Source organism: Natrinema versiforme (genome assembly GCF_005576615.1).
Lineage (GTDB): Archaea > Halobacteriota > Halobacteria > Halobacteriales > Natrialbaceae > Natrinema > Natrinema versiforme_A.
Genome location: NZ_CP040330.1, coordinates 2,156,638 through 2,169,295, shown reverse-complemented (window position 1 = coordinate 2,169,295; position 12,658 = coordinate 2,156,638). Strand labels below are relative to the sequence as shown.

Genomic DNA, 12,658 nt, shown 5'->3' with positions numbered 1-12,658 from the left:
GTCGATTACCGATACTTTTTACTCCATTTCCGTATTGGTTATTCGTATGTCATTAGATCGAGCGACCCGTCGCCGTCTCGCTGCGACGGGTCGAACGATACTCGTTGGCCGCCGTCCGACCGTCTCCCTTGCCGCCGTTATCCTTGCCGCCGTATTCGCACTCGCGACCGCGGCAGGCGTCGGGATGACCGCCGGAAGCGATCGCGTCGCCGACGCGGCCGTCGAAACGTGGCGCGGAGCCACGCTCCATTACGAGGTCATCGGTGCCGCCTGCCTGCTCGTCGGCGTCGCCGCGCTGAGTGCCGCTCTCAAGGCCGGATTCGTCCCGACGTTCGCGCTGGTCGCCAGCGTCCCGTTCGGCGTCGGACTCGCGCGGTACGGCACTGAATACGCGGTCGGACACATGACCCTGATCGTCTCGTTGCCAGAGGCGGTCGCCGACGGGACGGGCGCTGCACTCGTCGTCGGCCTCCCGCTTGCAGTACTCGGATTCCTCGTCGGGACCGCCGTTAGACGCGTCGCCGGCAGCACTCGGGGTAATTCCGGCCCTCCACTCCGCCCTGACCGAAGCTAACCCGTTACTCCCACTCGATCCGGAAGACCTCGGCCTCGAGCGTTTCTCGGGCTTCGGTGTGGAACTCGAATCGCTTCGCGATCGGAAACTCGGCTCGGAACGCGTGGGTCACGTCGCCGCCCCCGTCGGCGGCGAAGGACTCGACGAACTCCTGACTCCCCTCATTGTGGATCGTGTACGAGACCGACGCGATCTCGCGCGCCGTCTCGAGGAAGTCCCGATCGGCGTGGCGATTCCCCCGCTGGGCACCGAACGGCGGGTTCGAGAGCACGGTCGCGTCGGTCGTCGAAAACGGGTGCCGAGTGACATCCCCGCGGAGCCACTCGATCGCGCGTCCGCGGACACCATCATCCCCAGCCGTCCGTTCGTTCCGACGAGCCAACGCGAGCGCGTCCGGGTCCACGTCGATCCCCGCGACCCGCTCGGCACCGGCGAGCGACGCCGCGATCGCGAGCATCCCGGTCCCGGTGCCCAAGTCGACGACCCGCCGCTCGAGGTCGTCCTGCAATCCGGCCAGATGACAGAGGTGTGCGGCGAGTTCCGCCGGCGTCAGATACTGCTCCAAGCCGGCGCTGGGATCGGAGAAGTCAGCGACCGACTCGAGTCGGCGGGCGAGCGTGCGCCGAGCGAGGCCGGCCATCTCACGCGTCGACGGCGATCGGCCCCTCGAGTTCGAACGCGAGTCCCTCGCGGTCGGCCCGTTCGGCACAGGCCGCCAGCGCGGGGCGGACTTTCTCGGGGTCGGCGACGTCGTCGACGGTGACGGTCACCGTCCCGACGCCGAGGAAGGAACCGGCACGGACGTAGCCCCGAATGCGGTCGATTTCCGCTTGGGTCGCCAGCGAGCAGTCCTCGTCGAAACAGGCCTCGACGGTCAGTTCGGCGGGGACCAACCCTTCCGCGGTCAGTTGGCCCTTGAAATCGCGGAGGTACTCCGGCGACGTCGACTCGAGCGCGTCGGCCTCGAGGGCGACGGGGGTGGCGTCTGCGGGCTGACAGCGGTCGATCGCACGGGCATGGGATGACGTCGTACTCATTGCCAGTGCATACATGGCTTGCATACAAAAAGGTTGGTGAATACGCAGTAGTAATACACTCGAGCCGATGTGACGCCGCCACGAGAGGCGGCCGATCCACCGATCGAGAACGTCCCGGTTTCGCGACAGTTTCGAATAGAGTTAAGGATGCCCCGGGAAAGTTACAGGTATGGACGAGTGTCCACGGTGTGGGGGAGCCATCGAAGAACTCTCGCTCGGTGACGTGTCGACGGTGACGTGTTCCCGCTGTGGGTACGCCGACGTGCCCGTCGAACATCTGCCCGCCGGCGAGGAACCGGAATCCTGGCGAGACGCGTTCAACCGTTTTTACAAGGAGTGAGCCGGCCGCGACGGCTCGAGCCACGGCGGTCCGTTCGAGTCGATTCGTGACTCGAGTCGTCACTCTTCGAGACGTGAGTGGCAAAAGAACGCAAACCGCACTGCCGACGGATTACTCGTTTGCGGCTGCCGCTTCCGCTTCGTCGTCCGCGGCGTCGTGGTCGACGTCCTCGTCGGAGCGGGCCGCGACGAGGCCACCGCGTGCGACGCTGTAGAGCGGTTCGTTCGCGTGCGTGACGCCGCTGATCGAGAACGGAATGTTCGCGTCCTCGAGGTGGTCCTTGAACAGCGCCTCGAAGCCGCTGGGGCTCGAGGTGCCGCCGGTGACGACGACGGGCACGTCCAGACCCTCTTCGACGTCTTCCTCGTCGACCTCTTTGACGATGTTCTCGATGACGTAGTCCAGCAGGTTCTCGTAGTAGATCGAGAGCGCGCCTTCGACGCCGCCGACGTCGGTCGTGAAGTCGAGTTCGAAGTCGTCCTCCTTGATCGAGGTGACCTTGTCGACGGGCGTCCCCGTCGCGCGGGCGGCCTGCTCGTCGACCCAGTCGCCACCGCGGGCGACGGAGAACTTCATGACGGGGACCGCGTAGTAGGAGAGACAGACGTTCGTCATCCCGGCACCGAAACTGATCCCCAGTCCGGTGAAGTTGTTGTCCGCGAGTTCGCTGTAGATGACGGACATCCCCTCGTTGATCGGTTCGGAGTCGTATCCCATGTCGTCGAGGAACGACTCGATCGTCTTCTGGTGGTACAGCGTCGAGAGATCCGAGTCGATCGGATCCGCCGGGGACGAGAAGTAGAGCTTCTCGTCGGAATAGGCGGGCTCGCCGACGACCTGCTCGATGATGAGCTTCATCATCGGGATCGCGCTCTGCTCGTCGTTCGAGAGGATCCCGTGTTTCATCGGGCGGCGGGTCTCCTTGTTGAAGATGTTCGCGAAGTTCAGGGCGTCGTCGCCGACGACGTAGACCTTGTCGTCCTTCCGAATGTGGAGCACTTCGCTTCGCGAGAGCATCTGCTCGGCCATATCCGAGTACTCGATCTCGACGAATGAGTTACGCTGTTGCACGAAAACTGTATCGTTCCCATCCTGTTGTGCTGACAGGATGTTCATCGTTCCAACGTCCAGGCCTTTGGCCATGTGTGGGCAAGGCCACCGACGGATTATAAATCTATGTGCGCCACTTTCGGAACTGATACTACGGCACAATCGGCTATTACTTTCTCCCCCCGTATTTTAATTCCTTTTTACGAGGTCACGGAACCGTTCGAGCAGCCCCGAAAACGGTTTCGTCACGGTGTCGACGGCACCGTCGTCGTCGGCCGTCGCCAACTCTTCCGCGCGCTGCTGTTCGCGGAGCTCTTTGAGCTTCGCCGTCTGGTCGTCGACCGTCGATTGCGAGGTCGTCTCCTTCGTTTCGCCGCCTTTCAGCCCCTTGAGACCGTTGACCTGTGCGTCGACCCCCGACGAGCGGGTCGTCGTGGTCCCGGCGTCGGTGTCGATGCTGACGTCGTCGAGATCGTCGCTCGAGAAGTTCAGGCGTTTGTGCTCGGTCTTCTCGACGCCGCCCCACGAGAGTTCGACGCCGTCCATCGCGTCGTCGATGTCCTGCTGGATCTCCGCGTCGGTGAGTTCGGGGTCGTCGTCGGTGTCATCGTCTTCGATCGCGACGACATCGGCCTGCTGGGCCATGTCGAGGTAGTGAGCGATGAGCGCCGCACCCGTCGAGGCGGTGATGCCGGCGAGTCCGACGGCGTAGGTCGCGATGACTTCGACAGTGTAGTCGTTGCCGTAGCCGTTCCAGTTGTCCGGATAGGCGACGAGGAAGCCGACGATCGCACCGATCGTGACGGCGACGCCGGCGATCGACGTGTACAGCATTCGCCGTTCCGAGGGCAGGAGCACGACGATCCCGAGCATCGTCACGGGGAGTGCCATCATCGCGAGCGCGTACGCGGGGCCGACCCACGCGAAGTAGCCGCCGGATCGCGCCTCGAACGTATTGCCCCACAGAAAGAGCAAGAGCCCGATAATTGCCAGCCCGATCCCGCCGAGAAAGAGTCCGAAGCCGACGTAGACGTCGGTCCGGTCCTCGGGTTCACCGATGTATCGACGATAGAGGTCGAAGAGATAGCCGTCTGCGGCCTGTTCCGCTGCCATTAGCCCACCGTTTACACTCCAGTACTATGACTGTTGGGACGGGAAATGAACGACGCCGATCGTCGCGGCCGCCACGATCGAATTCGGCCGCGGACGCAACCCGCATCGAGGCTGTCGCCCCGTCTCGGGGCCGGCCAGCGACCCCGCTCGTTGGCCCACGGAAGTGCCGAGACACTCGTTACCTTCGGACACGAACTCGACGGAACGACGGCGAATTCGTGGGGCTCGAGACAGCGTGCAGTATATACGTCCGTGGTCGTTAGAACGGTCAATGAGTCAGGAGTCGGAATACACCGAGGGGGACCTCCGGAACACCGGAATGCAGTTGAAACACGATCGCGAGTGGGATTACGAACTCGAGACGATCGTCGACGCGATCGAAGAGCGGGACGCGACGAAGGTCGGACTGCAGTTCCCCGAGGGGTTAAAGCGCCGCGGACCGGCCGTCGCGGACGACCTCCGGACGCTGGCCGATGACGACGTGACGTTCATGCTCTCGGGACAGCCCTGCTACGGCGCCTGCGATCTCGACACCTACCTGATGAAACGCACCGACGTGTTCGTTCACTTTGGGCACTCCCCGATGAAGGACACGGACAAGGTGATCTACGTGCCGCTGTTCTCGAACGTCGAGGTCGAGCCGATCATGGAAGAGTCCCTCGAGACCCTCGAGCCACCGGAAGAGACCGAGGGCGTTGGGCTCGTCACCACGGCCCAGCACATGAACCTGTACGACGAGATGAAGGCGTTCTTAGAGGAGCGGGGCTACGAGGTCCAGAGCCGCCGCGGCGACGAGCGACTGACCCACGAGGGACAGGTGCTCGGCTGCAACTACGCGAGCGCGGACGTGCCCGCGGATCAGGTGCTCTACGTCGGCGGCGGCAAGTTCCACCCGCTCGGGCTGGCGATGGAACACCCCGACAAGCACGTCGTCATCGCGGACCCGGTCAACAACGTCGTCACCGTCGCGGACACGGACAAGTTCATGAAACAGCGCTACGGTGCCATCCACCGCGCGATGGACGCCGAGAAATGGGGCGTCATCTTTTGTACCAAGATCGGGCAGGGCCGCTGGGAAATGGCCCAAGAGATCCTCGAGGACAACGATAACGCCTACCTTATCACGATGGACGAAGTGACGCCGGACCGCCTGCGGAACTTCGACATGGACGCGTTCGTCAACACCGGCTGCCCGCGGATCACGACCGACGACGGGCCGCAGTTCCACAAGCCGATGCTCACGCCCGGCGAGTACCGGATCGCCGTCGGCGACGAGCCGCTCGACAGTCTCTCGTTCGATACGTTCCACGGGACGTGGTAGGTGGCGGAACCGCTGGTTGATCACGCGCCGACTATCTCGTTTTCGACCGATCGAATTCGTTCCGGAACCGATGAGCGTCACTGGTCGAGGAGCCTCAGACTCGGTTGTATATTCGACAGACGGATCGAAATAGGACACTACGATCATCGGAAAATTAGTATATATAGTTGAATATCGCTCTAAAGAAGGGTAATACTTCACTGATTCCAAAGTGGTTTGGAGCAGTTCTTTTGGACGCTAGTCCCCGACCAGTAGTTGATGAGTAACTCAGATCCGAGCGGATCCGCGGTCGCCGCCCGCGACGACTATTTCGCCGCCCTCGCCGACGCCCGCCGCCGAACCGTCCTCCGTCTCGTCCACGAACGATCGCCGCAGGGGATCGAGAAAGACGATCTTGCGTTCCGGCTCGCGGCGGTAACATCGGATAAACAGCTCGCGTCGGTCACCGACGACGACCACCAGCGAGCGCTCGTCGACCTCCACCACCGACTGGTACCCCGCTTGACGGACGCCGGCCTCCTCGAGGAGACCGACGGCGACCTGATCCGGACCACCGACCACCGGGCGTTCGACGAACCCGGATTTGAGGCGGCCGTCTCGGGTCACCGGACCGACGACGCTGAGGAACTCGACGCCGTCTTCGAGGCGCTCGCCGATAGCCGCCGGCGGACCGTCCTCGCCGTCCTCAGCGATCAGTATCACCCGATCGCGACCGAGACGCTCGCCCGCGATATCGCGGCGCGCGAAGACGACGTGACCGAGCGCGAGGTCTCGGGGGAACGCGTCGACGAGGTACTGGCCTCCCTCGTCCACGTCCACCTGCCGCTGTTGAGCGACGCCACGCTCGTCGGCTACGATGACGACGCGGACCGCGTCTCCTACGAGGGCCACCCCGCCGTCCGCGCCGAGTGGATCCAGCCCGCTGATAGCGCGCCGGCGACGACCGGCGATGCCGGCACCGACGCAGTCGCGGACAGCACGGCCGGGACGGATGTCCGCACGCTCGACGGCCGGGACACGATCATCGCGACCGGCCAGTCCCTCTGCGAGCGAGCGGAGGACGAACTCTTCCTGATGTTCACGACGACAGGGCTGCTCGAGGAGGGCTGTTTTCGCCGGATCGAGGACGCGGTCGATCGCGGCGTCGACGTCTATCTCGGCTCGCGCGACCCACGTGTCCGCGACCTCGTCCGCGAGCGTGTGCCCGAGGTCGTCCTCTGGGAGCCCCAACTCGACTGGCTCAACCTGCCGCCCGAGGGCGAGTCGGTCGGCCGACTGGTGTTCGCCGACCGCGATGCGGTCATGCTGGGGACGCTCGGGCAGCCGCTGCCGGGCGACGGCGAGTACGCCGAGACCGCGATTTTGGGCGAGGGACCACACAACGGGCTCGTCGCCCTCATGCGCCAGATGCTCGGCTCGCGACTCGACGGCCCCGACGCCCAGAGCGCGGATCGCCGCTCGCAGTTCCCGCTATAATACCGTGGCCACACGTCCGCTCACAGCGCCGGTCGCTTTTCTCTCGGACTGACTCTCGTTTCGCGACACGCATCGGCACGTCGACCCGTCAACAGAGACGACAACATTTACCCAGTCGGTCCTCACACCCTCGAGTATGACCCAAAGCGACTGGGGAGACTGGCTCGTTCGCGACGTCGAGGACGCCGATCCGGACGGGGTCGCGGTCTGGTATCTCGGCTGTAACGGCTTTATCGTCAAAGGCCGCGAGGGAACGACGATCTTCATCGATCCGTACGTCGGACTCGGGAGCCCGCCCCGGACGATTCGCATGATTCCCGTGCCGTTCGATCCGGACGACGTCGATGCGGCCGACGCCGTCTTCGCGACCCACGAACACACCGACCACGTTCACGGCCCGAGTCAGGCACCGATTCTCGCGAACACGGGCGCGACCTTCTACGCGCCCGACGATAGCCTCGCGGTCGCCCGCGAGGACGAGAACTGGACCGACGAGTGGGACGTAACCGACGACCAACTGACCGAAGTCACCGAGGACGAGACACTCGAGGTCGGTGAGTTCACGGTCCACGTCGAGGCGGCGACCGACCCCGACGCGACCCACCCCGTGAGCTACGTACTCGAGCACGACGCCGGAACCTTCTTCCACGGCGGTGATACGAAACCAAGCGACGAGTTCGAGCGGATCGGCGACGAGTACGAGATCGATCTCGCGGCGCTCGCGTTCGGAACCGTCGGGCAGATCCCCGACAAACGGACCCGTGAACCGAAGCGGACTCGCTGGTACAACGACGAGAACCAGCTCGTCGAGTGTGCCGCGGCCCTCGAGTGCGAGCGACTCCTGCCGAGCCACTGGGACATGTGGAAGGGGCTCACCGCCGATCCGACGGCGCTTCACCACCACGCGAACAGCTTCGAGTATCCGCGTCGACTCGAGATCCGCGAGATCGGCGATCGCGTCGATCTGTAGAACCTATCTACAGACAGATATGAGTCCGTCCGCACAATTTATAGTAATGGTATGGTAACGTTGGTTCCATATGAGTAGCACCGCCGACACGGACGACGTGATAGAGGTCAGTTCAGACGGGATAGCCGTCCGAAAGACGTTCGCAGCGGACGAGTTTCCCGTCCCCGCGATCCGATTCCAGATCGAGTCCGATCGCGACGAGCCGGTCACGTTTCAGCTTTCAGAGGAGATCCCCGAATCGTTCCCGATGGACAAGGTGGGGTTCCATCCGGACTATCACAGTGACGACTGGACGGCGTTTCAGGACAACCACGTCGAGTTCACCGCGACGCTCGAGCCCGGCGACCGACTCGAGACGGTCTACGGGATCCAGATCGACGACGAGAGCCGGGCCGCGGCGTTCCTCACCGAGCCGACGATCGTCGAACGCAACGCGACCGACGACGGCGCGGCGGACGCCGACGAGGTCGACGACGAGGTCATCGGTAACATTGTCTCCGAGGACCGGAATCAGGCCGTCAAGGACATGATTTCCGGCGAATCGGACACCGTCCCCGGGCTCGAGGACGGCGAGGACGACGCCGATTCGGCGGCGGACGCGAGCGGTACCACGGCCGCGGGGACCGACGGGGAATCCACCGACGAGACGGCGGACGAATCGGACGGCCTCGACCTCGATCTCGGTAACGTCGATCCGGACCCGGTCGATGTCGAGACGGATGCGGACGACGGCGACGCGGCGGACACGCCGGATATCGATCTCGGATTCGAAGAGGAAGAGATTCCGGAACCGGAGGACGACACTGACGACGGCGACGCCGACGAGTCCGTCGAACTCGATTTCGGGACTGAAACCGACGAGTCCGACGACACGCCCGCGGACGAGACGGCCGACGAACCCGACGCCGCCGACGAGCCCGAAATCGAACTCGATCTCGAGGAGGCGGCCGCTGCTGCCGACGAGGACGCGGCCGACGAATCGACCGCGGAATCGGACGCCGTCGACGACCTCGAGACGGAGACGGCGGAACCGGACGACGAGGGATCGACCGACGCGACGGACGACCTCGAGTCGACCGAACCGGTCGCCGAAACCGAGTCGGATTCCGACGAGGTCGGCGAGACCACACCCGACGACACGGACGACGCGGCGGCAGACGAAGCGGACGAGTCCGCGCTCGAGGAAGACGTGGTCGTCGACGAGGAGGCCGTCCTCGACGACGAACCGGACGCGGCCGACGGCGACGACGAAACGGACGCCGAGTCCGCGGCTGCCGAAGCCGACACGGATGCGACGACGGACGAATCGCTCGAGGCAACGGCTGACACCGAGTCCGAACCCTCGGTCGACGAGGACGCGGCGGCCGCTGCGGCACCGAATCCCGATCCCGATTTCGGCGGATCGATCGCCGCCCGTCTCGCGACCGAAATCCGCGACGGAACGATCGACGACGACGATCTCGAGACCATTCAGGCGGAACTCGACCTCGAGACTTCGGGGCCGGACATCGCGAAAGTCGAGCACCTCCAGAGCCGCGTCGAGGAGGTCGCGGCCTACACGGATGCCCTCGAGACGTTCCTCGAGGAGAACGGCACCGGCGCGCAACTCATCGAGGAGCTCCAGACCGATATCGACGCCCTCGAGGACGACCTCGCGTCGATGGACGACCGACTCGAGGGGACCGAGACCACGGTCGACGATATCGAAGGCGACGTCGCCGACCTCACCGACTGGAACGGCGACCTCGAGACCGATCTGCGTGCGGTCGGCGACGATGTCGACGAACTCGAATCGGACGTCGACGTGCTCGCTGACGATATCGACTCGGTCGACGATGATGTCGAAACGGTTGCGGACGACCTCGACGCCGTCGAGGACACCGTCGACACGGTCGAGAACGATCTCGAACGCGTCGGGGAAGACGTCGAATCCGTCGAAGAAGAGGTCGAAACCGTCGAAGACGACCTCGAGACCGTCGAGGACGAACTCGAGGCCGTGCGAGAAGACGTGACCGATATTCAGGAGTGGCGCGACCAGCTCGGATCGATGTTCTCGGACTGACTCGGTTCGCGAATCTCGGCCCCAGGGCTCGCGACTCTTCCGGAAACACAACTCGTTTATCCGTCGCCGATGGAGAACCGATCGATGGGCGAGACGATACCGATCGCTGTTCCACGCAAGGGGCGACCCCTCGAGTCGGTTCTCGACCGGCTCGCGGATCGCCTCGATGTCCCCGACCTCGCGGACGACATTACGTCGACGCTCCGCCACGAAAAGGCACTCACGAAGGGGTCGATCGATCCCGACGAGGAGGACGTCTACCATCGTCTCGCCGACTACAGCGCCGTGGACGATCCGACCGAACCCGAATACACGCTGTTGCGGGACGACCGCGCCGGGAAGCCCCGCCGGATCGTCTTCGACAGCGTCACGATCCCGCTGACGAATATCGAGGGTGTACCCGACGACACGGCGATCCAACTCGTCGGCCGCGAGGAGCCGTTCCGTTCCCTTCGGACCCACGAGTTCGCGCTCGGGTTCGACAGCGCCGATCTGGTCCTCGAGGAAGTCGTCGAACTCCGGCCGGAGCCGCTCAACCGGATCGCCGACGTAAACGCCCGGATCAATCCCTCCGATACCGATGTCCAGGTCGTCACCGGCCTCGGCGATACGGTCTACCACACGCTGTTAGCGTCGCCCGAGGTCGCTCCGTCATCGGAATCGCTCGACCGGGACTTCCTCGAGGCCTACGAGGGGCCGCTCTGCATCGAACCCAGATACGAACGGCTCGTGCAGGCGGTCCTCGGCACGCGGACGCTCGACGGCGTCGACTTTCGCTACCCCGAGGAGGGCCGCGAGGAGGAGGCGGCCATCGCCGACGCGGGGCTCGGCGTCTATCTGACCGTCACCGGCTCGACGGCTCGCGATCACGGGCTCCTGCTCGGCGAACAGCTCTTTCCGAGTGAGACCGTGTTGCTCGAAAACACGGCCGAAACCACCGAGACGGTCGATCTCGTTCGCTCCCTGTTGAACGGGGGCGACCTCGAGACGGAACTCGCCGTCGAGCCGTAACCTGCGTTCTTTCGGATCGTCGATGCCGCTTTCTGCCGGTCGCTCCGTCGAACTGACCGAAGGGAGAGTCTACGGTAGCCGAAGTCGGTACTGCCGGCCCACCTCGCCGTACTGCTCCGTCGTTGGTTGAGAATCCACGGTCTCACCCCTGCTACGGTCGTGACTGGAGAACGTTCCGCTTCCGGGGACTCACTTCGCTATCGATGTCGACACCGATGCAGCGGACGGTTCCTTCGACGGTGTCGACGACCGATCGCGTTCACCATTCGGGGGCGAAGTCGATATAGCGGTATGAAATTTATCTGTACTGTCTCGAGCGCGCCGGTTACGGATACTTGTAGTAAATATCTACAGTAATATGCGTCGGACAGCCGAAATCGCCCGTCTGCAGCCCCAACCGTGACTCGGGTCGCCGACAGTGAGAACCAGCGGGACTGATTCCCCTACTCGGTGATAGCGTAGATGTTCTCGAGGTAGGTCTCGCGAACGCGGTCGCCCCAGTTGTGGGTATAGGTATCGATCACGTCGCCGGCGACGTCGCCGCGGAGGTACTGGACGATCCCCCGGTCGCCGGTCCGATCCCGCAGGTGCGTGGTGAAGAAGTGCCGGAAGTAGTGGGGGGTGACGTTCTCTTGGGTCCCGCCACCGGTCCGGTACCAGCCGTAGTCACGAGCGTGTTTTTCGACGATATAGCGGACGTCCGACGGCTCGAGCCGTTCACCCCACGAGTCTCTGGTATCGAGAAAGAGCGGCCGCGCCGTCGAAATCGCGTCCGGACGGATCGCCAGCCACTCGAGTAGCGCCCGCTGTAGTTCGGCGTCGACGGGGACGACCGTGTCCCGCTTTCGCTTGTTCGAGGCCGTCCGTTCCTCGCCGTTGACGGCCGTCCCGCGGGTCGGCTCGGAGGAAACGAACAGCGACGACGGCCGGCGCTCGAGTCCGACGCGCGGAGACCACTCGCAGTCGAGTTCCGCCTGCACGGACTCGAGATGGAGATCCCGCAGATCGAGGTTACACAGCTCTCCGACGCGCATTCCCGTCTTCAGGAGGGTAACGATAACGGCCCGCTCGAGGGGATGGTCGATCGAACCGAGGAACGACCGCATTTCGCCGACGGAGAGATCCCGTCTCGTCGGGTTGGTATCGATCGATTCGGACATCTCCTCCATGACGAGCGCCATCGGGTTGGCATCGAAGACACCGACGCGGGTCATGTAGTCGTAGAATCGGTTGAGATAGGACGCGTAGCTCGCGATCGTACTCGACTCGAACTCGCCGCGCAGCGAGTGAATCCAGGCCATACACTCCCGTCGCTCGGCCGCACCGACCGCGTCCGCGTCGAAGCGCTCGCGGACGAAGGCCTCGAACTGCCGGAGCACCCGTTCGTAGGCCTCGAGCGTGCGGTCGCTCTTGCCGTGATAGCGCTGGTCGTCGAGGAAGTACTCGATGGGTCGGTCACGTCCTCCGGGGTGTCGGTCCCGGATTCAGTCGCCATCGCCACCACCGTCGATCGTCGTGTACCCGCCGTGGCGACCGCTGTATCGAATCCGGTTTGCCGACTGGAGATCCTCGAGCGTCTCGTCCAATCGCGACTCGATGTCGTCCGAGACCGCCTCGAGGAGTTCCTCCCAGAGTACGGATCGGATTCCAGCAATTCGAGGACCCGTGTCTCGAGGTCGTCACCCTGGGGGTAACGCTTTCGGA

The 12,658-nt window shown here is 64.2% G+C and carries 11 protein-coding genes and 2 pseudogenes; 7 read left to right on the top strand and 6 right to left on the bottom strand.

Going from position 1 to position 12,658, the window contains the following annotated elements; translation table 11 throughout:
- Positions 1–46 precede the first annotated feature (46 nt).
- The gene (locus FEJ81_RS10680) at positions 47–574 is read left to right on the top strand and encodes a hypothetical protein (RefSeq protein WP_229504702.1); all 528 of its coding nucleotides are present in this window, start codon (positions 47–49) and stop codon (positions 572–574) included.
- Positions 575–578: 4 nt separating this feature from the next.
- Here FEJ81_RS10680 and FEJ81_RS10675 read toward each other — a convergent pair whose 3' ends face one another.
- Together FEJ81_RS10675 and FEJ81_RS10670 are read right to left on the bottom strand one after the other, a co-directional pair.
- Entirely contained in the window at positions 579–1,214 is a 636-nt protein-coding gene (locus tag FEJ81_RS10675) for an METTL5 family protein (RefSeq protein WP_138245275.1), read from the bottom strand.
- A 1-nt stretch (position 1,215) separates the two neighbouring features.
- Positions 1,216–1,611, bottom strand: coding sequence for a hypothetical protein (locus FEJ81_RS10670; protein ID WP_138245274.1), 396 nt, complete (start codon positions 1,609–1,611; stop codon positions 1,216–1,218).
- Between the two features lie 169 nt (positions 1,612–1,780).
- Here FEJ81_RS10670 and FEJ81_RS10665 point away from each other — a divergent pair, with 169 nt between their 5' ends.
- On the top strand, positions 1,781–1,951 hold the full coding sequence (locus tag FEJ81_RS10665) for a zinc finger domain-containing protein (RefSeq protein WP_006430077.1): 171 nt from the start codon (positions 1,781–1,783) through the stop codon (positions 1,949–1,951).
- A 111-nt stretch (positions 1,952–2,062) separates the two neighbouring features.
- Here FEJ81_RS10665 and FEJ81_RS10660 read toward each other — a convergent pair whose 3' ends face one another.
- Positions 2,063–3,094: a disk-shape morphogenesis protein volactin gene (locus FEJ81_RS10660; protein WP_138245273.1), complete on the bottom strand. Its 1,032-nt coding sequence runs from the start codon at positions 3,092–3,094 to the stop codon at positions 2,063–2,065.
- A gap of 96 nt (positions 3,095–3,190) precedes the next feature.
- On the bottom strand, positions 3,191–4,114 hold the full coding sequence (locus tag FEJ81_RS10655) for a cell division protein CdpA domain-containing protein (RefSeq protein WP_138245272.1): 924 nt from the start codon (positions 4,112–4,114) through the stop codon (positions 3,191–3,193).
- Positions 4,115–4,385: 271 nt separating this feature from the next.
- On the opposite strand from FEJ81_RS10655, the gene dph2 reads away from it, so the two are divergent.
- The 5 genes from dph2 (at position 4,386) to FEJ81_RS10630 (ending at position 10,954) form a co-directional block, all read left to right on the top strand.
- A complete protein-coding gene (gene dph2 / locus FEJ81_RS10650; protein WP_138245271.1) occupies positions 4,386–5,435 on the top strand; it encodes a diphthamide biosynthesis enzyme Dph2 in 1,050 nt (349 codons plus the stop codon).
- Positions 5,436–5,693: 258 nt separating this feature from the next.
- The gene (locus tag FEJ81_RS10645) at positions 5,694–6,911 is read left to right on the top strand and encodes a DUF7344 domain-containing protein (protein WP_138245270.1); all 1,218 of its coding nucleotides are present in this window, start codon (positions 5,694–5,696) and stop codon (positions 6,909–6,911) included.
- 136 nt (positions 6,912–7,047) lie between these two features.
- Positions 7,048–7,881: an MBL fold metallo-hydrolase gene (locus tag FEJ81_RS10640; protein ID WP_138245269.1), complete on the top strand. Its 834-nt coding sequence runs from the start codon at positions 7,048–7,050 to the stop codon at positions 7,879–7,881.
- Between the two features lie 70 nt (positions 7,882–7,951).
- Complete coding sequence (locus FEJ81_RS10635) at positions 7,952–9,943, top strand: AAA family ATPase (RefSeq protein WP_138245268.1); 1,992 nt, start codon at positions 7,952–7,954, stop codon at positions 9,941–9,943.
- Positions 9,944–10,027: 84 nt separating this feature from the next.
- Entirely contained in the window at positions 10,028–10,954 is a 927-nt protein-coding gene (locus tag FEJ81_RS10630) for a hypothetical protein (RefSeq protein ID WP_138245267.1), read from the top strand.
- Between the two features lie 443 nt (positions 10,955–11,397).
- Here the strand turns inward: FEJ81_RS10630 and FEJ81_RS10625 are convergent.
- Positions 11,398–12,449: pseudogene (locus FEJ81_RS10625) on the bottom strand (tyrosine-type recombinase/integrase).
- Positions 12,439–12,644: pseudogene (locus tag FEJ81_RS23755) on the bottom strand (DUF5805 domain-containing protein); the annotation flags it as partial. The pseudogenes FEJ81_RS23755 and FEJ81_RS10625, both read right to left, overlap by 11 nt.
- Positions 12,645–12,658: the final 14 nt, after the last annotated feature.

Excerpts from the sequence above, each read along its gene's own strand:
- FEJ81_RS10680 (WP_229504702.1), top strand. The coding sequence starts at position 47 with ATGTCATTAGATCGAGCGACCCGTCGCCGTCTCGCTGCGACGGGTCGA.
- FEJ81_RS10675 (WP_138245275.1), bottom strand. The coding sequence starts at position 1,214 with ATGGCCGGCCTCGCTCGGCGCACGCTCGCCCGCCGACTCGAGTCGGTC.
- FEJ81_RS10670 (WP_138245274.1), bottom strand. The coding sequence starts at position 1,611 with ATGAGTACGACGTCATCCCATGCCCGTGCGATCGACCGCTGTCAGCCC.
- FEJ81_RS10665 (WP_006430077.1), top strand. The coding sequence starts at position 1,781 with ATGGACGAGTGTCCACGGTGTGGGGGAGCCATCGAAGAACTCTCGCTC.
- FEJ81_RS10660 (WP_138245273.1), bottom strand. The coding sequence starts at position 3,094 with ATGGCCAAAGGCCTGGACGTTGGAACGATGAACATCCTGTCAGCACAA.
- FEJ81_RS10655 (WP_138245272.1), bottom strand. The coding sequence starts at position 4,114 with ATGGCAGCGGAACAGGCCGCAGACGGCTATCTCTTCGACCTCTATCGT.
- dph2 (WP_138245271.1), top strand. The coding sequence starts at position 4,386 with ATGAGTCAGGAGTCGGAATACACCGAGGGGGACCTCCGGAACACCGGA.
- FEJ81_RS10645 (WP_138245270.1), top strand. The coding sequence starts at position 5,694 with ATGAGTAACTCAGATCCGAGCGGATCCGCGGTCGCCGCCCGCGACGAC.
- FEJ81_RS10640 (WP_138245269.1), top strand. The coding sequence starts at position 7,048 with ATGACCCAAAGCGACTGGGGAGACTGGCTCGTTCGCGACGTCGAGGAC.
- FEJ81_RS10635 (WP_138245268.1), top strand. The coding sequence starts at position 7,952 with ATGAGTAGCACCGCCGACACGGACGACGTGATAGAGGTCAGTTCAGAC.
- FEJ81_RS10630 (WP_138245267.1), top strand. The coding sequence starts at position 10,028 with ATGGGCGAGACGATACCGATCGCTGTTCCACGCAAGGGGCGACCCCTC.